Below are 20,485 nucleotides of genomic sequence, written 5' to 3'. Positions count from 1 at the left end.
AAATCTAATACCTAATTTGAATTCAATTAATTAAAAAGTAAAATTTAAATTATTTATTATGAAAACAAAATTTTTATTCATTGGATGTATTGCATTCACTTTTTTCATTGGATGTAATTCTGACGAAAACACTAATAATGAAACACCAACAGCAATTTCTAACGACGAAATTATCACCAACTCTAAAATTGATGCCTCAATAGAAGACGTTACCAATATTGCCGATGATCAATTTACCGCACAGCAAAACATCAATAACAAACCTGAAGGGACTGTCAAAAACTATCTGCCAAGCTGTGCTACCATTACAACAGTCTTAACTAATAATACCTGGACAAGAACGATTGATTTTGGCGTTGAAGGCTGTACACTTGAAAACGGTAACTCTGTAAAAGGAAAAATGATCCTTTCATTTTCTAATGATTTTTCAGCCTCAACACAGACTATCAGTTACACTTTTGAAGGTTTTTATCATAATGGCAAAAAACTACAGGGAAGTAAAAGTATTGTCCGCACTAAAAAAGCTACCGCCTTACAATCAGAAATACATCCGGTTTTGACAGCATTAATTGATTTGACTATCACTTTTGATAACGGAGGTATTTACAGCCGAAAAGGAACTCTGACAAAAGAAACAATTGCAGGTTACGATACATGGTTTAATTGGGAAGATAATGTTAACGTAGTAACAGGAAGCGGAACAACAACTTTCCCTAATGGCGATACTTTTTCTGCAGAAATCACAACTCCTCTGGAATTTTATGCTACCTGCAGAAAACCATTTGCTGTAAAAGGAATTCTATCCATTACAAAAAACGGAGCAAATGCAATTGTTGATTTTGGAAACGGAGATTGCAACACTCTTGTAAACGTAACCAAAGATGGTGTTACTACCGAAATAGATTTGAAAAAATAACCTTTTTTGCCCAAAAAGAAAAAAGCATTAAAAACAAGTACGAGTCTTGTTCTTAATGCTTTTTTATTTTCTGTTTAAAATTTCTAACCTTCTTTATTAGCCAATTGTCCGCAGGCAGCATCAATATCTTTTCCACGGCTGCGGCGTACTTTTACCACTACTCCAATATTCTCCAATGCTTTAATATACGCCATGATTGATTCTTCTGAAGCTTGCTGAAATTCACCATCATCGATTGGATTGTATTCTATTAAATTTACTTTGCAGGGTACATATTTGCAAAACTTAACCAAGGCATCAACTGAAGCTTTATCATCGTTGATTCCTTTCCAGACCACATATTCGTATGAGATTTTGCTTTTGGTTTTTCTGTACCAATATTCCAAAGCTTCACGCAAATCCTTTAACGGGAAATTTTGACTAAAAGGCATAATTCTCGCACGAATTTCATCAATCGCAGAATGCAGGGAAACTGCCAATTTGAATTTCACATCATCATCGGCCATTTTTTTAATCATTTTTGGGATTCCTGAAGTTGAAACCATAATACGTTTTGGCGACATTCCTAAACCTTCTGTAGAGGTAATCATATCAATAGCCTTAATGACATTGTTATAATTCATTAAAGGCTCCCCCATTCCCATAAAAACAATATTCGAAAGCGGATGATTATGATACAGACGGCTTTCTTTATCAATTGCGACAACCTGATCGTAAATTTCGCCCGGTTCCAGATTTCGCATACGTTTTAATCGTGCAGTTGCACAAAAGTTGCAATCCAGACTGCAGCCTACCTGACTGGAAACACAAGCTGTTGTTCTGGTTTCAGTAGGAATCAAAACTGATTCTACCACCAAACCATCATGCAGACGAACGGCATTTTTTACAGTTCCATCACTGCTTCGCTGCATCGTATCAACCTTAATATGATTGATTACAAAATTATTTTCAAGCATCGCCCTTGTAGGCTTTGCTACATTGGTCATATCATCAAAACTATGTGCTCCTTTGCTCCACAACCATTCATAAACCTGATTCCCACGAAAAGCTTTGTCATTATTAGCGACAAAAAACTCACGTAACTGATCTTTTGATAAGGCTCTTATGTCTTTTTTCTCGATTTGCATGGTGCAAATTTAATCACTTTTGTTCTTTTTAAATGCTTTTTTGAGTCATTCTTGCCAGTAAAGCCCAATTTTTAAAGTTATTTTAGGAAATTCTCAATTATTTTGTTCAAATAAAAGACTTTATATACCACATCCAAAATATTCAGACATCGCAATTAGCATCCCCAACAACTTATTAAATTTCAAATAGATACAAATTTCAAACCTTTTAATCAGAGCTCCTTTTAGTAATACAAAGATTGTACCTACTATTATTATAGTCTTTTAAAACAATTTTATCTATGATTTTTATCATCAAATATGCTTTGTATTCACAATAAATTTGATACAAGAATTAAGGAGATGATTGTTGACATAAGATTTCATTAGACTATTAAAACATCATTCCCTTAATTAAATGATTAACAAAATAAATCAATAAAAAATGAAAACTCTCAAATCTTTTTTTCTAACAGTTATCTGTTTAGGAATTACATTTTACACCAATGCTCAAAAAAATTATACGGTAAATACAAAATCAAAATTTGAAGTCGCGGGTACTTCTACTGTTCACGATTGGGTAATGAAATCTACAGAAGGAACCGGCACCGCGAATTTAACGGTTAAAGATTCTAAACTAACCGATATAAACAGTTTAACGATTATATTACCTGCAGAAAGTTTAAAAAGCGGCAAATCAAGTATGGATGACGTGGCTTATGAAGCTTTAGACACAAAAGCACACAAAAACATTAAGTATGTTTTAAAATCTGCTGATAAAGTAAATGAAACCGTTTGGAATCTAACCGGTACTTATACCATTTCTGGTATCAGCAAAGAGTACAGAACGCAGGTAAACGTAACGGCTGTTAATGGGAATTTTGTTTTAAGAGGTTCTAACCAAATTACTTTTGCTGATTTTGGAATATCTCCTCCAACGGCAGCACTTGGAGTTGTGAGAACAGGAAAAGATCTGACTATCCTTTTTAATATTACTTTAAATGATTATACACAAAGCGAAAATGTCTTAGTAATTAAATAAATCCTGATTGAAGTAAACTATATTTACTACTTTCAAAAATGAACGGAGTCGAAGGCTTTTTATCCAAAAAGGCTTTGACTCCGTTTTGCTTTCCTGCTGTTTTGAATTAGATACAGTCGTAAAAATATTTTTCTTTAAAAAAAATCAACAGCATACCCAAAAAAATAAATTTTGGCACGGGAATTGTCTTGCACTCGATAGGAAAATAATCTTACAAAGAGCGCTTAATTTTAAAATTTGTACTTTTATTTTTTCAGCTTTATACCCTTTATATATTATCAATTTTAAAAAATTAAATTATCATGAAAAAACAAATTTTAAGTTTAGCAGTTATCGCTTTGTTAGCATTCGGTGTTCAGTCTTGTGAAGACAAAAAAGCAACTAAACCTGAAGAGGAATTAACTCTTGGAAACAAAGTAGACTCATTAACAACAGATATTGAAGAAGTAAAAGACAGTGCTGTTGTAAAAGCAGAAAATGCAGCTGATAAAGCAAAAGCAGCTACTGAGGAAGCAAAAGAAAAAACCAAGGAAACGATAGAAGATGTAAAAGATGCTACTAAAAAAGGTGCTGAAAAAGTAGAAGCTGCTGCTAAAGCTGCTAAAGACGGAACAGTGAAAACTGCTAAAGAAGTAAATGAAGCCTTGAAAAAATAATTTCATCAGAATTCAACATTAAAACCATCCACTTTACGGATGGTTTTTTTTTGACCAAAAGTGAGCTTATATTTTGTATTTTTACAGCCAAATTTGAATACACTACGCAATGCATTTTATCTCACAAGACTTAGAAGATTATATTGAACAGCATTCTGAAAACGAACCGGAATTGTTAGCGAAACTTAATAAAGAAACGTACCAGAAAATCCTTTTACCAAGAATGTTAAGCGGGCATTTTCAGGGGCGTGTTTTAAGTATGCTGTCAAAATTGATCCGACCGGTGAATATTTTGGAAATTGGAACTTATACGGGTTATGCCGCTTTGTGTTTGTGTGAAGGAATGCAGGAAAATGGACAGCTTCACACCATTGACATTAAGGAAGAGCTCATTGATTTTCAGCGTAAATATTTTGATGCATCGCCATGGGGTGCACAAATTTTTCAGCATTTAGGTGAAGCAATCGATATTATTCCGACTCTGGATGTAAAATTTGATTTGGTTTTTATTGATGCCGATAAAGAAAACTACATTAATTATTGGGAAATGATTGTTCCTAAAATGAATAAGGGCGGAATCATTTTGTCTGATAATGTTTTATGGAGCGGAAAAATCCTGGAACCGGTACATCCGAATGATGTAAGTACCAAAGTACTTTTAGAATATAATTTACTTTTGAAAAATGACCCAAGAGTAGAAACAGTTTTACTACCAATTCGCGATGGATTGACAGTGAGCAGGGTTTTGTAAATTTTAAGATTCTGATACGCTAAGTTTCTAAGATTTTTTCGTAATAAACTTGATATTCCAAAATTTAAAATGAAGAATTTACATCAAATAAATACTGACGGATTTACAATTATTGATAATGTTTACAACGAAGATGAGATTCAAAAAATAATCTCGTTAATTGAAGATAAAACAGAAAATAATCCTGAAAACGCTACTTTCAGAAAATCTCAGGATTTATTTGCGATAAGGCAATTTCACAAAGAAATACCCGGAACTTTACCTTTTATATTCAATCAAAAATTATAGAAAATTATAGAAACTGCTTTTGGAAAAGGCTATTTTATAACCAAGTCCATTTATTTTGACAAACCCGAAAAATCGAACTGGTTTGTTGCCTATCATCAGGACCTGACTATTTCTGTCAATAAAAAAATTGAGGTTGAGCATTTTGAAAACTGGACTGTAAAACAAAATCAGTTTGCGGTTCAGCCTCCTGCAGCAATTCTTGAAAATAATTTCACTATCAGAATTCACATTGACAAAACCACAAAAGATAATGGTGCTTTGAAAGTCATCAATAATTCACATTCAAAAGGAATTTTAAGAATTGAAAAGCTTGATTTCGAAAACGAAAAGGAAACTATCTGCGAAGTTGAAAAAGGCGGCATTATGATTATGAAACCTTTGCTGTTTCATGCTTCAAATAAAACTACAAACAACGAACGAAGAAGAGTTATTCATATCGAATTCAGTAAACAGGAACTTCCGGACGGATTGAAATGGAGCGAGAAAACGATTCTTTTGAACTAATATTTTCTTTTTGAATTATGATCTGAGAGTTTAGATCTGTTTTCTATTTCCTAATTCACGACGAACTTGAGGTAAGTCAAATTTATAGAGAATATTTAAATGTTGAATCATTCATCTATGTAAAAAAATAAATTTTGAATTGGATAATAAGAAATACAGAAAAATTATACTGCCACACAAACTTAAATGATCTTTTAAATTCATCATGGATAAACATTTCCGAATTTAATTGGGTGATGTCTGACTTAGACGTTATAAATTTTTCAAAAGAGCAATTACCAATTGATCTGAAAGATGATTATTCAATAATAACACCTGAAAATTTAAAAAAAATAGTTAAAACAGATTCTCAAATCATATGGGGTGTAATATCTGCCGTTAAAAAAACTGAAGAGCCAATATTTGATATAAAAAACCCTCCATTTGCAGAAGGAAATGATGATGTTTGGATTAATGATAAATTTCAGGTTAAAAACTCATCCTGCGAAATTACCGCTTGGGATAGTTCTTTTACAATTGTAAAATTTAAAGATGGAGAATTATCTAAAAAGTTTAAGGCTTATTTTGACGAAGCGATAGAATTAGAAGAATTTAATTTCTAAAGAAAGTATTTTTAAAAACAGGTATATTTAATAATTACATCTGTTTTTAAAAATTTCTTTTTGAAAACGAGTGTCCTAGCCCGGATGGAAGTGACATCCTTTTGTGCCAGAGTTTGGCGCAAAAGATAGAGCGGACAGCCGGAATCAGCTCCTTCTTTCGACTAAGCTCAGGATGACAGTATTATCCCGGAAAGTATTTTGGTTTTAAATTTTGATATACTTTGAACATCAAAAATCCAAACAAAGCTCCAAAGAAATAGCCAGTCAGAATGTCTCCCGGGTAATGTAAACCTAAATAGATTCGGCTATAGGCGAAGATTAATGGCCATAAAAACAAAAATCCAAGGTATTTGAAATGTCGTTTTAAAACCAGAAATAAAAACATAGCAACAGCCATTGTGTTAGCAGCATGACCTGAGAAAAAACTATACGATTTTCGGGATTGTACTACCCTGATAATTGTGTTGATTTCAGGATTATTGCAAGGTCGTAAACGCTGAAAAGTGTTTTTAAAAAGATTGGTTGTCTGATCTGTAAAAGCAATCAAAACTGCTATAAAAAGCAATAAATACAAGGTTTGTTTTCCTCCAATTTTTCTATAAATAAGATAAAACATTAATAAAAAAACGGGAGTCCAATTTAACTGACTTGTAATAATCAGCCAGAAATTATCGTATGTTTCAGAACCTAAACTGTTAAGATAAACTAATAAATGAGTATCTAATTCTTGTATTTTTTTAAGCATATTATCTTTGACGTTTTACAGGTCCTGCGATGGAATCAATATCTTCTTTTACTTTGTCAATTTCTGTAGCTGTGTCGCCCAATAAATTTGTTGTATCACCTAATAAATTCGATTTGGCATCATTAATTTGAGCGTTGATATTCCCTGTGATATCTGAAAGCGATTTTGCATCAAGACCATTTGCTTCAGCCCCTTTTTGAATTTCGCTTTTAATATCATTTGTTGCATTTTTTAACTGCGCCATCGCTTTACCCATTGTACGGGCAATTTCAGGCACTTTATCTGATCCAAAAAGCATTAGTACTATAAAAAGTATAAAAACTAATTCTCCTCCTCCTATACCAAACATATCTTTTATTTTTTGTGTCACAAAGATATTAAATTTTACAGGCTGGTGTTTTAAAATTTACTTAAAAAAAAGACTCTTTTCAGAGTCTTTCTAATTTTATATTTAATCAAATTTTGACTTTTGCTCGACTTTTGGCCAAGAGTTGTTGGTTACATCAATATCAGCGGTCAATAATTTAGGGTCTATCTGAATGCTTTTGACAGGTTTTTCAGTTGCATACACTTTTTTGGCTGACTCACTGCCTTTTCTCCATATTTGTGCAGGATACTGATAATTGTCTTTTGTACCGTCTTCATAGGTAATTTCAACCAAAATTGGCATAATCATTCCGCCTGGTTTATTGAATTCTACTTCGTAGAAATATTTAGGCGATTTAATGCTTGCTTTTTCCTCTGCCGTAAAAGTCTGATCTACATAATCAGCCAAAGGCTTAAAATCTTCTACTTTTAAAGCCTTTTTCTTAGATCCCTCTACTTCTGTATTATCACCTGCCACCAAATAAACAAAAGGTCCTTTTTCGTATCCGAAACGTCCTTTTCTAACTTTGACATCTTTGATATCTGTAGTTGGAGTTTCTGAAACATAATATTGCTTTACCTCTTTGATTCCGATATCTACAAAGTCAGTTGAATAAAACCATCCTCTCCAAAACCAGTCTAAATCTACTGCAGAAGCATCTTCCATCGTTCTGAAAAAATCTTCCGGAGTTGGATGTTTAAATTTCCATCTGTTTGCATAGGTTTTAAAAGCATAATCAAACAATTCTCTTCCCATCACTACTTCTCTTAAAATATTAAGTCCTGTAGCCGGTTTTCCGTACGCATTATTTCCGAATTGATGAATGGTTTCAGAATTAGACATAATTGGTTCCAAAAACTTCTGGTCTCCGCTCATGTACGGAACAATATTTTTTGCAGGTCCGCGTCTTGAAGGGAACTTTGGATCTAATTCCTGTTCTGCCAGATATTCTAAAAATGAATTTAAACCCTCATCCATCCAGGTCCACTGACGTTCATCAGAGTTTACAATCATCGGAAAGAAAGTGTGCCCAACTTCGTGGATTACAACACCAATCATTCCGTTTTTCACTTCTTTGCTTGTTACACCATTTTCGTCAGGACGACCAAAATTCCAGCAAATCATAGGATATTCCATTCCCTGATCTTCTGCAGAAACGGATACTGCTTTTGGATATGGATAATCAAATGTATGTGACGAATAACTTTTTAAAGTATGTGCGACTGTCAAGGTAGAAGTTTCTCCCCAAAGCGGGTTTGCTTCCTTTGGATAAACGGATTCAGCCATTACTATTTTACCACCCAATTTTACAGCCATTGCATCGTAAATGAATTTTCTTGAAGAGGCAATTCCAAAATCACGTACGTTTTTTGCACTGAACTTCCATGTTTTTTTCTTTTCAGAGAAACCTTTTTCAGCAGCTTCAGCTTCTGCCTGTGTAACAATTACAACCGGTTTATCAAATGATTTTTGAGCCTGTTCATAACGTTTTACCTGTTCTGCCGTAAAAACTTCACTTCTGTTGGTCAATTCTCCCGTAGCATCAATAACATGATCAGCAGGGACTGTAATATTTACATCAAAATTTCCAAAAGGAAGTGCAAACTCCCCGCTTCCCCAAAATTGCATATTTTGCCAGCCTTCAACGTCATTGTAAACTGCCATTCTTGGATAAAACTGGGCTATTACATATAATTTATTACCGTCTTTTTCAAACAACTCATAACCGGAACGTCCACCTTCTTTTCTGTAATTATTGATGTTATACCACCATTTTACAGACAATGAAATCTTTTCTCCATGTTTTAAAGGTGAAACCAGATTAATACGCATCATGGTTTCATTGATGGTGTAGGACATCGGATTTCCTTTAGCATCTTTTACATATTCGATATTAAAACCGCGTTCTAAATCTTTCTTTAGATATTTACCCGAAAAACCCTCCAAAGGCAAGACCTGATTAATTTTCTCTCCTTCGGCCAAAGCAGATTGTGTATTGGCTTTAGCCTGATTTTGATCCAGTTGAATCCATAAATACTCTAAATTGTCAGGTGAATTATTTGTGTAAGTAATCGTTTCAGATCCGCTTAATCTTGAGTTTTTATCATCCAGTTCAATATCAATCTTGTAGTCTGCCTGCTGTTGATAATAAGCAGGCCCCGGGGCTCCTGATGCCGTACGAAACATATTTGGCGTAGCCATCAAGTCATACATCTGGCTAAATTTGTTTGTATCATACTTTCCCTGTTGTTTTGGAGCAACAGTGGTATTTTTCTCCTGAGCCATTAGCACAGCAGGAAAAAGCAATAGTAATGAAAGTCTTTTCATAAATATTTTTTGGAGTTTTTGAAGCCGTGAAAATAGGAATTAAAACAACAATTTTACCCGTTCATTAATACTTTAACACTTCTTTCTTTGAAGATTCCGTAAAAAGCACACTTCTTTTGGTTCCATATGCTGAAATATGTGTAATGTTTTGCTGTTCAGCATTCCAATCAACTAAAACTGTATTTGAAATTTCTAATACTTTAAATTTCTCAACAGCAGTAATTCTGGAATAACAAACCAAAACATCATCGGCTTCGAGTTCTTTTGATAAAAAAGTAATAGGTTTTAGATGACCATTTATTTTTATATTAAAATTTTCTGAAAGGTATCTTTTTAATAAATCAATATCAGCCTGAGTTTCCTTATCAGTACCCAGAAAGGTCTTTTTATTGTATTTTTTTTCTATCCCCTTATTCAGATCATCAACAAATATTCTAGAGGTAATTTGAATCATTTTTTTTTCAGCCGCATAATTAATTTGAAAAACTCCCATGTAGAATTTATGGAATGCAAATGCCGACAAGGATAAAAATAATATTCCAATTAAGAAATAAAGGAGATTCTTTTTCATTTCTGTTTCAACACAACCTTTTTAAAATCTTTATTTTTATTGATCATAAAATCCATCAGTTCAAATTTTTGATCTGTTTTTAAATGTCGTTTAGATTCTGAATCATTCGAACAATACATTAAAAACAAATCGATTTCATCTTCTTTTAGTCCTAATGTTTTAGTAAAGAAATCAGGTGTAAAATTATCTTTCGAATATTCAACAAAAGCGATGTCACTTATTACTTCCTCTTCAACTTCTTTATCTTTTCGAAGCAACTTTTTAACATCTTTAAAAATTCGGACAAAATCAGTCCCGTATTTAATCGTCTGATTTGAATACATTACCGTGTTTTTAGCAGTTGATTGTTTGTCGTCTTCAAATTGCATGTCAACAAAACGCTGCGAACCACCATCTAAAGAATTAATTTTTAAGTCTTTATGAACCAAAACTTCTTTTAACTCAATATTGACTAAATCCAAAGGGACAAATAAAAGCGTTTCCGCACAGTCTTTTTCTGTTAAAATAATTTTTTTAGACTGAAACGCCAAACCTGTAAACAATAGAGTATCTTTTGGCCTTGCCAAAAGATCAAACAATCCTTTTGGACCAATGTAAGTTCTTATTTTAGCATTTATATTCATCACATAGCCTGTCTCTATAGGAAGAGAACTGTTCACTACCTGGCCGTGTAAAGTTTTTCTCGAATTAGTTTGTCCCACTACAAATTGACAAAACAAACACAGTACAAATATTCCTAATTTATTTTTCATGCTCTATAATTGTTAGATATTCCTGCGCCAAACGAGTTATCAAAAACATACTCATTGTTTTGTTCTTAGTATCCAAAGATACAGCAAATTCAGGATTATCCACGCAATAAAGCTGAAATCCTTTTATATGTTCTAACGGAATTTTAAGACGATCCGTATAATATGCTTCCTCAAAAAGATATTCAATTTTCCTAAAAAGAGCTTCCTTTTTCTCAACTTTAACCTCCTTTTTTAACATCTTAGTTCTTCCGGAAATTGCATTTATTACTTTATCAACAGAAGTTGATGTTGCCGTATAAACCTTTCTTTCAGCCGGAGTGTATTTTTTTTGTCCTTGTGGAATAATCCCTAGATTTTCCGCTGTGATATTAGCATTCTCATTTACAACTACTTCTTTTAGCTCAATTTGTTTTGCTGTCATTTTTATCAAAAGCGAACTTGAATTTAAATCATCAGTAGTAATGCGGCGCTTTAAAGGCTCTAAATTTACTGATGAAAAAACCAGAACATCTCCTGCTTTTACCACAATAGAAAACATTCCATTTACATCTGAAACAGTAGTAATCTGTGTGTTATTATTAATAATATTTACACCCTCCACAGAAGTAGACTGCTCAAAAATTTGTCCAAAAATTTCTTTCGAAACTTTATTTTGACCAAGACAAATTTGAACAAAAAAAAACAAGATTATATATAAGGTATTATTTGTTTTCAATAGCGATTATCTCTTTGTATTTAACAGCCAATTCTCCCAACAAAAATTCTGTCGAAGTTTTATTTTTAGAATTTAAAATCGCTGTAAACTTATCATTTTCTACAACATAATATTCAAATCCTTTTACATATTCAAGAGGAATTTTTAGTTTGTTTACAAAATGATCCAATGTAAATAAATTTTCTAAAAGCCGCATGTAAGACTCTTTTTTCTCTACAGCAACTTCCTTTTTCAACATTGCCGTACGCCCTGAAAAGAAATTCAATAAAGGATCAACAGAAATAGAACCTCCAGCCATTGTTCCTGCATTTGCAGTAGGATTTAATGCGGTAGCTGTATGCAACTTTCTCTCAGCTTCAGTATAGCTTTTTTGTCCCGAAGGAATAATCCCCAAAGCAACAGCATTAATATTATCGTACCGTTTTACAATTACCTCCTGCAATTGATACATGAGAAGATTTAATTTTACAGTATAATTAAGGTCTGAAAAATTTTCAGGCGTCAATAGCACCCGGTTTTCCTTAAATTGAATTGATGAAAAAACAAGTATATCTCCGCTTTTGGCCTTTATAGAAAACGATCCATCTGCAGTAGTTGTTACCATTGCTTCAGTTTGCGCATTCACCACATACACCCCTTCTAAATCATTTGTATTTGAAATTATTTTTCCGTTTAAAACAATACGTTCCTGATTCTGAGACCAAACAACCTGACTCAGAAAAACAACCAGTAAACAGATAATTTTATCAATCAAAATCAAAAATTTAGAATTACTCTTAAAAATGTAAAAATATCCTAATGTGTTCCAAATTTAATACTAACAGCTTGGTAAAAATATGTTAATTTAAAAAGGCTTTTAACAACAGAAAAGGCTTTTCAATACCTTTATCCTTAAACAATCAGAGTTTCTAATTTTATGAAAAACATCATTATTGCAAGCACCTCTACACTACATGAAGGCCGTTATTTAGAATATTTGCTACCTGTATTGCAATCGCATTTTAAAAATTGTTCAACTATCTTATTCATTCCCTATGCCCGTCCTGGCGGAATTTCACATGATGAATATACTCAAAAAGCAGCTTCAGTTTTTCAAACTATCAACATTTCAGTAAAAGGAATTCATGAATTTGAAGATCCTGAAACAGCTTTAAAAAACGCTGAAGGAATATTTACTGGCGGAGGAAATACTTTTTTATTAGTTACTCAATTATACAAAAATAATGCTATGCAGGTTCTTTCTGAAACGGTAAAAAACGGAATACCTTATTTAGGAACCAGTGCCGGAAGTAATATTTGCGGTCTTTCAATGCAAACTACAAATGACATGCCTATAGTTTACCCTCCTAGTTTTCAGACATTAGGATTAATTCCTTTTAATCTAAACCCTCATTATTTAGATCCTGATTTACAATCTAAACACATGGGAGAAACCCGCGAAACAAGAATAAAAGAGTTTCATGCTTTTAATACTATTCCGGTTTTAGGATTAAGAGAAGGCAGCTGGCTTGAAGTAAAAGGAGAAAAAATTACTTTAAAAGGAAATCTATCAGCCCGTTTATTTCTACAGAATCAACAGCCAACTGAGTTAAATCCCGAAAGTGACCTTAGTCATTTAAAATAACCTAAAAACAAAAAATCCTCAAACAAATTGTTTGAGGATTTTGAAGAGCGAAAGACGAGGCTCGAACTCGCGACAACCAGCTTGGAAGGCTGGAGCTCTACCAACTGAGCTACTTTCGCATTAACAGGGTGCAAATATAAATAATTAAATCGTTTAAAAAAATAAAAAACAAATTATTTATATTTTAAATCTAAACCTAAGTTTTGATTAGAGCGAAAGACGAGGCTCGAACTCGCGACAACCAGCTTGGAAGGCTGGAGCTCTACCAACTGAGCTACTTTCGCATTACTGTGGTGCAAATATAAAAAATAAGTAAGGTTTAAAACAAGCTTTTTTTGAAAAAAAATAAATTAAAAATCACTATTTTTAGTAATCTATTTAAAATTAAAATGTTATAGCTTTGTTTTTTTATTCAGAACATGACATTAATTAAAGAAATATCTGCACAGGAAGCCATTATTGTAAGACATCCTGTACTTCGAAAAGAAAAACCCATAGAAACCTGCATTTTTGATGGGGATGATTTAGAAACAACACATCACTTCGGATTATTTAAAAATTCAAATTTAACAGGAATAATTTCGTTATTCGTAAAAAGCAATCCTATCTTTGCAGAAATTTTTCAGGTGCAAATTCGCGGAATGGCTATTTTAGAATCGCACCAAAAAAAAGGTTTTGGAGAGAAACTAATAATACATTGCGAAGAATATTGCCTGTCAAACCAATTCGATTTGATATGGTTCAATGCAAGAACAGCCGCTGTTGGATTCTATAAAAAACTGGGATATAAAACAAAGGGAAATCCGTTTGAAATCCCAAATATTGGAGAACATTATTTAATGTACAAAAAAATATAAAATGAATAAACTTTACTTTCTGTTGATACTATGTTTCTTTATAAGCTGCAAAAAGAACCAAAAAGACACACTCCCAAAAATAAAAAAAGCTTTACCTGCCATAGTAATTACAGATGCAAGAACTGTTGACATAGATACTGCACTTATAAACGCTTATAAAAGTGAAACATTAAAACAATTTTACCTGTCTTCTGACAACAAAACCATTTGGGGAAATATTAAAAAAAGGACTTATATTTTATCGCAACTAAAACAATCTGATGAATTAGGCCTGAATCCAAATGATTATAAGGTAAAAAAGATGGATATTTATGAAAAACAAATCGATAAACTAAATAATAAACAGCTTGCTGAGTACGACCTGCTGCTGACTCATAATTTTGAAAAATATGTCACCCATTTATACGAAGGAAAACTAAATCCAAAATTTTTATATAGGGACTGGGCACTTGAAGACAAGGATTTAGACATTAACACTGCATTAGTAAAAAGTTTCAATCACAATACTTTAGATAGTTTAGTTAAAAATATCCAGCCTAAATCGGAAACTTATATACAATTACTAAAAGCCTTAAAACTTATCAATAGTTTTCCTGACGATCCTATTAGCACCATTGAATCAAAAGAAAAAATAGTACTGAATGATACTAATCGCGCATTAATCAATATTAAAAAAAGACTTTTATATTGGAATGATATGTCAGGTAAAGACAGCTTAACGGCTATCTACGACAATAAAACATTTGAATCTATGAAAAAATTCCAGTCCCGTCACGGTTTAGTTCCGGATGGTGTCATTGGGGCCAGCACTATTCATCACCTAAACTTTTCTAAAGAAAAAAGAAAACATCAGATTATTGCCAATTTAGAGCGCTGGAGATGGTATCCGAATGAATTTGCTGAAAATTATTTTATAGTTAACATTCCTGATTTTAGTTTGCATGTTGTAGAAAATAAGGATACGACTGCTGTTAGAAATGTTGTTGTTGGAACCAGTAAAAGAAAAACACCGGTTTTAACCTCTACCCTTAAAAGCATCGTTTTCAATCCAACATGGACTGTCCCTCCTACCATTCTAAAGGAAGATGTGGTTCCTGCAATGAAACGAAACAGAAATTATTTGAAAAACAAAAACATCACCATTTATGATAGCGCCGGACACGAAGTCAATCCTGCAAACTGGAACATAAATAAACCCCGCAGCTACAGGTATATTCAAAAACCAGGTTATTACAACTCACTTGGATTAATAAAAATTATGTTTCCTAACAATTATAGTGTTTACTTACACGACACCAATCACCGAAATTATTTCGAAAGAAGCAATCGTTCTTTGAGTTCCGGCTGCGTACGTGTTGAAAACCCATTGGAATTGGCCCAGCACATTTTAGATGATTCTAAAAACTGGTCAAAAGATAAAATTGACACCATAATCGCCCGTAAAAAAACAACGAGCATTAAGATTACCAAAAAATATAAATTATATCAATGGTATTGGACTGCCTGGAGTAAAAAAAATCAATTGATTTTTAGATATGATGTTTATGATCTCGATGAAGACTTGTATTCTAAATTACGAAATTAGTTGCTCCATAGGAAAACTTCGCGAAGGATGATAGATATACAAACATGATTTACCCTTTATGGTCTGAATAATTTCGTCTGTTAATTCAACAGGAATTGCCGGGCATCCCTGACTTCTTCCTAATCTTTTGTGATCTCTGATAAACGATTCAGAAACATAATCGGCTCCATGCATGACAACGCCTCTGTTACGAGCCTGATCATTTATTCCTTTTTCTAAACCATCTAAGCGTAATGAAATACCATGTTTTCCCTGATAAATTTCTCCGGTACTATAAAACCCTAAGCTGCTTTTAAAAGATGAACTAACATTTGAAAATGCTGAAGCAAACTCCTCACCGGTATTTCTGCCGTGCGCTACAAGAGATTGAAATAAAATAGTATGGGTCGATAAATCAATAACCCACAGACGTTTTAAGTTTGATGACAAACTAAAATCAACCAGAGTTAAAATATCTTTTTGAATAAAACCTTTTTCTTTCAATAAGTAAAAACCTTTCAAGGCTTCCGTAAAAGTTTTTAGTTCAGGAAGAATAAAACTATTCGTATTTAATGTGTTATAAATATTTTCAATCTTCGCATCGATAGCCGGTTTTTCAACTTTAGCAATGTTGCGTACTGTTACTTCTTTAGCTTCAGTGTTATTTTTAGTATCTGTACCAAAAGACAAAAATAAAAATAAAATTGCGGGATAAATCTTATAAATCATTGATTTCGTTTAGATTACACTTATTTGAGGTTTGACAAATGTATAGTTTATTTGCAATCCTAAAAATTAATATCACTAAATTAGGTGATTTTTGCTCAAACTTTAACACTAAATCGCAAAAAAAGTTAAATTAAGCTAAATATATCATTTTTTTTTGCAGGAATTTACGTTGTTTCATAAACATAATTCATTATTTAAAAACAAATTGAATTGTTTTTAAAACCTAATTAATATGAAATCAAAAGCTTAGCAATATTTTTGTATCTAAAAAAAATATAAATCACTAAGACTATTTAGTCAATATAAAATACTATTCAACTACTGCAGAATCATAAGCCTGCCTGCATTAATTTTAAAAAACAAAGCTTTCTTCAATTAAATTATTATTTTTTTGCACTGTTCATTTTATAAAACATAATTGTCACAATCGTTTCTTGCCTGTTTTATAAATGGTTTATCTTTGCCAAAAACTAAAAACCATGAATAAAAAAGTAATTCTTATGATTTTAGACGGTTGGGGAAAATCTCCTGACCCTAAAGTATCTGCAATAGACAATGCAAATGTTCCTTTTATAAATAGCCTTTACCAAAATTACCCAAGCGCACAACTTCGTACCGATGGATTAAACGTTGGCCTACCGGAAGGACAAATGGGAAACAGCGAAGTTGGACATATGAACCTGGGTGCCGGAAGAATCGTTTACCAGGATTTAGCCAAAATAAATTTAGCAGTAGCTCATCAAACACTTGCCAAAGAACAAGTTCTTGTTGACGCTTTTACTTACGCTAAAGAAAACAATAAAAAAGTACACTTTTTAGGATTGGTTTCTGATGGAGGTGTTCACTCACACACATCGCATTTACGTGGACTGATTGATGCATCACAGGAATATGGTTTGGAAAATGTATTCGTTCATGCTTTTACAGATGGACGTGATGTTGATCCAAAATCGGGAGCTAAATACATTCAGGATTTAGAAAATCATATTAAAGATACTCCGGTAAAAATCGCCTCAATAGTTGGTCGTTATTATGCAATGGATCGTGATAAGCGCTGGGAACGTGTAAAACTGGCTTATGATTTGGTTGTAAATGCAATAGGAACTCCGTCAAAAAATGCTGTCGCAAGTATTCTTGAAAGCTATTCAAAAGATGTAACCGATGAATTTATTGCACCAATCGTAATGGTTGATGAAGAAGAAAAACCATTAGCAACAATTGTCGAAGGCGATGTTGTGATTTTCTTCAATTTCAGAACCGACAGAGGCCGTGAACTTACAGAAGCCCTTTCTCAACAAGATTTCCACGAGCAGAACATGCACAAATTGAACTTGTATTATGTTACGCTTACCAACTATGACGAAACTTATTTAAATGTAAAAGTGGTTTACAATAAAGATAATATTACTGAAACCCTTGGTGAAGTTTTAGAAAAAGCCGGCAAAAAACAAATTCGTATCGCCGAAACAGAGAAATATCCACACGTAACCTTTTTCTTCTCAGGAGGAAGAGAAGTACCTTTTGAAGGAGAATCACGTATTTTAAGAAATTCTCCAAAAGTGGCAACTTACGATTTACAGCCTGAAATGAGTGCATATGAATTAACAGATGCCCTTGTTCCTGAATTAAACAAAGGTGAAGTAGATTTTGTTTGTTTAAATTTTGCTAACGGTGATATGGTTGGACACACCGGAATCATGGAAGCTGCAATTAAGGCTTGTGAGGCTGTTGATGCCTGCGCAAAACAAGTTATTGAAACTGCTCTTGAAAACAATTACACCACCATTGTAATTGCCGATCACGGTAACTGCGAAACGATGATCAACCCTGATGGAAGCCCAAATACAGCGCACACAACGAATCCGGTGCCGATTATCTTGGTTGACAAGGAGTTAAAAAACATACAAAATGGTGTTTTAGGCGATATTGCCCCTACTATTTTAGAATTGATGGGTGTTCCACAGCCTGAAGCAATGACTTGTCATTCATTACTATAGAAAACCACTTTTTTAATAGAAGAGAGACAAGTTTTAGGATTTGTCTCTCTTTGCTTTTATTTACATTACAAAATAATGATAGGTCCATTCCACACCATATATTATAAGCCCGATAAGTCCGCCGACTAAAGTTCCGTTGATTCTGATGTACTGAAGGTCTTTTCCGATTTCAAGTTCTAATTTTTCAGAAACCTCTTTTCCGTCCCAACTTTTTACAGTGGAGGAAATTAAATCTCCTATTACCTTTTTATTATTCAAAAGAACAGAAAGCAAATCGTTTTTAATAAAATTATTGATTTTATCAACCATTATCGAATCTTCTTTGAGTCCGTTTCCAAAATTCTGAATCAGACTGGCAATATTTTTTCGTATTGAAGACTCCTCTCCTTTCTCCAAATCATTTGTAATTGATAATTTTATTTCATCCCAGATCCCGTTAATGTAATCCTGAACTTCTTTTTTTCCGGCAAAACCAACAATCAGATTATTGATTTTGATTCGCATTTCTTCCGAGTTCTTTACCTTATTCAGGAAATCAGAAATGTATTCATCTATTTTAATTCTAACTGCACTCTCCGGATTTTTGGCTTCATCAAGAAACTCCTGCAAGCCATTAAAAACACCTTCCGAAATGCTTTTATCAGCAAGGCCAAAACTCAAAAAAGGGGTAGATTGTTTTACTTTCTTTCTAATTAAGTCTTTATTTTCGCTCAATTCGGCACTCATCACTTCAAGAAGATTGGTCAATAATTGATCTTTTACATTTCCTTTCTGTAAAGGTTCCAATGCCAGCGCTACCCAGTCTCCGAAATTAATTGCTTCTAGTTTTTCTTTAAACTGTACCTGAATGAATCGCTTTATATCTTCGTCTTTTATCGTTTTTAAAACCCCCGGAATAATATTTAGAGCTATAGCATCTGCAATTTTATTGGAATTTTCATCCTGCGAAAGCCAATCAGATGCTTTAGAGGCAAAATTGAATTCGTCTAACTTAACTTCCAGCTTTTCACGATTCAGAAATTCTTCAGAAACAAAATTGCCGAGATTTTCACCGATCTCATTTTTTTTGGTCGGAATAATTGCCGTATGCCAAATCGGAACTCCCATCGGATGGCGAAATAAGGCTACAACTGCAAACCAATCCGCAATTCCGCCCACCATTGCTGCTTCGCTAAACGCCTGCAGCATAGGAATTTTAAAATAAATGGCAATTATAAACAACAGAACTGCAACGCCCAAAAGTGCCAAAGCATTTCTCTTCATTTTTCTAAGAGCTTTTACTTTATCAATATCCTGATCTGTAATAGTTTTCATGGTGAACAACGTTTTACAACTAATTTATGTCTTTTTTCTGAAATGCTCTTTTAAAAAAATGTTAGAATTGAAAAGAAACTTTGATTTTTAGATAAATTATTGAAATTTCAGTTCTAATTAATTTCAAAATCAACGTTAAAAAAATAAGATTAAAATTGTACTTTTGCGAACTGAAAATCTGAAAAATATGATTATCCAAAAAACCCGTGAGGAAATCGAATTAATGCGCGAAAGTGCTTTGATCGTATCAAAAACATTAGGAATGATTGCTTCTGAAATAAAAGAAGGAGTCACTACATTATATCTTGACAAATTAGCCGAAGAATTTATTCGTGATCATGGTGCGGTTCCAAGCTTTCTTGGTTTGTACGATTTTCCTAACTCACTTTGTATGAGTCCGAATGCTCAGGTTGTTCACGGAATACCAAACAACACGCCTTTGCAGAATGGTGATGTTATTTCTGTAGATTGCGGTGCTTTCAAAAATGGATATCATGGAGATCATGCCTATAGTTTTGAGATTGGGGAAGTTGCCCCGGAAACCAAAAAACTTTTACAGGTAACCAAAGAATCTCTTTACGTAGGAATCAGAGAATTTAAAGCCGGAAACCGTGTTGAAGATGTTGGAAACGCCATTCAAAAATATACTGAATCTCACGGATACGGTGTTGTTCGAGAATTGGTTGGACACGGATTAGGTCAAAAAATGCATGAAGCTCCGGAAATGCCAAATTATGGTAAAAAAGGTCGTGGAAAACTTTTCGTTGAAGGAATGGTGGTTGCCATTGAACCGATGATCAACATGGGAACAAAAAACATCAAACAGCTAAAAGACGGGTGGACAATCCTGACTGCTGACGGAAAACCAAGTGCGCATTTTGAACACGATGTTGCTTTAATCGACGGAAAACCGGAAATTTTATCGACTTTCTATTACATTTACAAAGCATTAGGAATCGAAAGCAATGAAGAAGATGAATTTAGAAAAGTGCCATTAGTACTGTAGTTATTGCGCAAAGATTCACAGAGATATACGCCGAGATTCACAAAGAAATAT

At 33.2% G+C, this 20,485-nt stretch carries 22 protein-coding genes and 2 tRNA genes; 12 read left to right on the top strand and 12 right to left on the bottom strand.

Translation table 11 applies throughout. The features are described 5' to 3' along the window. Positions 1-58 precede the first annotated feature (58 nt). Positions 59-916, top strand: a complete 858-nt coding sequence (locus JE46_RS07110) for a hypothetical protein (protein ID WP_031454569.1) — start codon at positions 59-61, stop codon at positions 914-916. 83 nt (positions 917-999) lie between these two features. Here JE46_RS07110 and rlmN read toward each other — a convergent pair whose 3' ends face one another. Then, a complete protein-coding gene (rlmN, locus tag JE46_RS07105; protein ID WP_031454568.1) occupies positions 1,000-2,043 on the bottom strand; it encodes a 23S rRNA (adenine(2503)-C(2))-methyltransferase RlmN in 1,044 nt (347 codons plus the stop codon). A gap of 424 nt (positions 2,044-2,467) precedes the next feature. On the opposite strand from rlmN, the gene JE46_RS07100 reads away from it, so the two are divergent. The 6 genes from JE46_RS07100 to JE46_RS07080 all read left to right on the top strand — a co-directional run bounded on the left by JE46_RS07100 (position 2,468) and on the right by JE46_RS07080 (position 5,865). Then, positions 2,468-3,064 carry a YceI family protein gene (locus JE46_RS07100; protein WP_035136433.1) on the top strand — a complete coding sequence of 199 codons (597 nt, stop codon included), beginning with the start codon at positions 2,468-2,470 and terminating at the stop codon, positions 3,062-3,064. A 302-nt stretch (positions 3,065-3,366) separates the two neighbouring features. Next, positions 3,367-3,720: a hypothetical protein gene (locus JE46_RS07095; protein WP_031454566.1), complete on the top strand. Its 354-nt coding sequence runs from the start codon at positions 3,367-3,369 to the stop codon at positions 3,718-3,720. Positions 3,721-3,829: 109 nt separating this feature from the next. Then, positions 3,830-4,471, top strand: coding sequence for an O-methyltransferase (locus JE46_RS07090; RefSeq protein ID WP_031454565.1), 642 nt, complete (start codon positions 3,830-3,832; stop codon positions 4,469-4,471). A gap of 69 nt (positions 4,472-4,540) precedes the next feature. Beyond that, the gene (locus JE46_RS24675; RefSeq protein WP_317041402.1) at positions 4,541-4,759 is read left to right on the top strand and encodes a hypothetical protein; all 219 of its coding nucleotides are present in this window, start codon (positions 4,541-4,543) and stop codon (positions 4,757-4,759) included. A gap of 3 nt (positions 4,760-4,762) precedes the next feature. Continuing rightward, on the top strand, positions 4,763-5,263 hold the full coding sequence (locus tag JE46_RS07085; RefSeq protein WP_317041403.1) for a phytanoyl-CoA dioxygenase family protein: 501 nt from the start codon (positions 4,763-4,765) through the stop codon (positions 5,261-5,263). Between the two features lie 134 nt (positions 5,264-5,397). Further along, positions 5,398-5,865 (top strand): hypothetical protein, encoded by a 468-nt coding sequence (locus tag JE46_RS07080; RefSeq protein WP_051872832.1) that lies wholly within the window; start codon positions 5,398-5,400, stop codon positions 5,863-5,865. A gap of 181 nt (positions 5,866-6,046) precedes the next feature. Here the strand turns inward: JE46_RS07080 and JE46_RS07075 are convergent, their stop codons facing one another. The 7 genes from JE46_RS07075 to JE46_RS07045 all read right to left on the bottom strand — a co-directional run bounded on the left by JE46_RS07075 (position 6,047) and on the right by JE46_RS07045 (position 12,097). Continuing rightward, on the bottom strand, positions 6,047-6,610 hold the full coding sequence (locus tag JE46_RS07075) for a phosphatase PAP2 family protein (protein WP_031454563.1): 564 nt from the start codon (positions 6,608-6,610) through the stop codon (positions 6,047-6,049). A 1-nt stretch (position 6,611) separates the two neighbouring features. Beyond that, positions 6,612-6,959 (bottom strand): Sec-independent protein translocase subunit TatA/TatB, encoded by a 348-nt coding sequence (locus tag JE46_RS07070; RefSeq protein ID WP_031454562.1) that lies wholly within the window; start codon positions 6,957-6,959, stop codon positions 6,612-6,614. Between the two features lie 102 nt (positions 6,960-7,061). After that, entirely contained in the window at positions 7,062-9,305 is a 2,244-nt protein-coding gene (locus tag JE46_RS07065) for a M1 family metallopeptidase (protein WP_031454561.1), read from the bottom strand. A 64-nt stretch (positions 9,306-9,369) separates the two neighbouring features. Then, positions 9,370-9,876: a DUF6702 family protein gene (locus tag JE46_RS07060; protein WP_031454560.1), complete on the bottom strand. Its 507-nt coding sequence runs from the start codon at positions 9,874-9,876 to the stop codon at positions 9,370-9,372. Beyond that, positions 9,873-10,628, bottom strand: coding sequence for a hypothetical protein (locus tag JE46_RS07055; RefSeq protein WP_031454559.1), 756 nt, complete (start codon positions 10,626-10,628; stop codon positions 9,873-9,875). The genes JE46_RS07060 and JE46_RS07055 overlap by 4 nt, the downstream gene beginning before the upstream one ends. Continuing rightward, a complete protein-coding gene (locus JE46_RS07050; protein WP_031454558.1) occupies positions 10,618-11,343 on the bottom strand; it encodes a carboxypeptidase-like regulatory domain-containing protein in 726 nt (241 codons plus the stop codon). The genes JE46_RS07055 and JE46_RS07050 overlap by 11 nt, the downstream gene beginning before the upstream one ends. Then, positions 11,330-12,097 carry a hypothetical protein gene (locus JE46_RS07045; protein WP_035136455.1) on the bottom strand — a complete coding sequence of 256 codons (768 nt, stop codon included), beginning with the start codon at positions 12,095-12,097 and terminating at the stop codon, positions 11,330-11,332. Before JE46_RS07045 ends, JE46_RS07050 begins: the two co-directional genes overlap by 14 nt. A gap of 162 nt (positions 12,098-12,259) precedes the next feature. Here JE46_RS07045 and pepE point away from each other — a divergent pair, with 162 nt between their 5' ends. Further along, positions 12,260-12,967 (top strand): dipeptidase PepE, encoded by a 708-nt coding sequence (pepE, locus tag JE46_RS07040; RefSeq protein ID WP_031454556.1) that lies wholly within the window; start codon positions 12,260-12,262, stop codon positions 12,965-12,967. 46 nt (positions 12,968-13,013) lie between these two features. On the opposite strand, the gene JE46_RS07035 is transcribed toward pepE, so the two are convergent. After that, positions 13,014-13,086, bottom strand: a tRNA-Gly gene (locus tag JE46_RS07035). A gap of 92 nt (positions 13,087-13,178) precedes the next feature. After that, positions 13,179-13,251: transfer RNA gene (locus JE46_RS07030), tRNA-Gly, on the bottom strand. 135 nt (positions 13,252-13,386) lie between these two features. On the opposite strand from JE46_RS07030, the gene JE46_RS07025 reads away from it, so the two are divergent. Further along, positions 13,387-13,824: a GNAT family N-acetyltransferase gene (locus JE46_RS07025; RefSeq protein ID WP_031454555.1), complete on the top strand. Its 438-nt coding sequence runs from the start codon at positions 13,387-13,389 to the stop codon at positions 13,822-13,824. 1 nt (position 13,825) lies between these two features. Further along, the gene (locus JE46_RS07020; protein WP_031454554.1) at positions 13,826-15,409 is read left to right on the top strand and encodes a L,D-transpeptidase family protein; all 1,584 of its coding nucleotides are present in this window, start codon (positions 13,826-13,828) and stop codon (positions 15,407-15,409) included. Here JE46_RS07020 and JE46_RS07015 read toward each other — a convergent pair. Beyond that, a complete protein-coding gene (locus JE46_RS07015) occupies positions 15,398-16,117 on the bottom strand; it encodes a murein L,D-transpeptidase catalytic domain family protein (RefSeq protein ID WP_031454553.1) in 720 nt (239 codons plus the stop codon). The genes JE46_RS07020 and JE46_RS07015 overlap by 12 nt on opposite strands. Positions 16,118-16,596: 479 nt before the next feature. Between JE46_RS07015 and gpmI the strand changes: the two genes are divergently transcribed. Further along, on the top strand, positions 16,597-18,114 hold the full coding sequence (gpmI, locus tag JE46_RS07010; RefSeq protein WP_031454552.1) for a 2,3-bisphosphoglycerate-independent phosphoglycerate mutase: 1,518 nt from the start codon (positions 16,597-16,599) through the stop codon (positions 18,112-18,114). A 60-nt stretch (positions 18,115-18,174) separates the two neighbouring features. Here the strand turns inward: gpmI and JE46_RS07005 are convergent, their stop codons facing one another. Continuing rightward, complete coding sequence (locus tag JE46_RS07005) at positions 18,175-19,428, bottom strand: DUF445 domain-containing protein (RefSeq protein WP_031454551.1); 1,254 nt, start codon at positions 19,426-19,428, stop codon at positions 18,175-18,177. A gap of 187 nt (positions 19,429-19,615) precedes the next feature. Here JE46_RS07005 and map point away from each other — a divergent pair, with 187 nt between their 5' ends. After that, the gene (gene map, locus JE46_RS07000) at positions 19,616-20,434 is read left to right on the top strand and encodes a type I methionyl aminopeptidase (protein ID WP_031454550.1); all 819 of its coding nucleotides are present in this window, start codon (positions 19,616-19,618) and stop codon (positions 20,432-20,434) included. The last annotated feature ends 51 nt before the right edge of the window (positions 20,435-20,485 follow it).

This window comes from Flavobacterium chungangense LMG 26729 (assembly GCF_000735715.2).
In the GTDB taxonomy this organism is placed as follows: domain Bacteria; phylum Bacteroidota; class Bacteroidia; order Flavobacteriales; family Flavobacteriaceae; genus Flavobacterium; species Flavobacterium chungangense.
The sequence above is the reverse complement of the archived record's forward strand: the minus strand, read 5'-3'. Positions and strand labels throughout refer to the sequence as shown.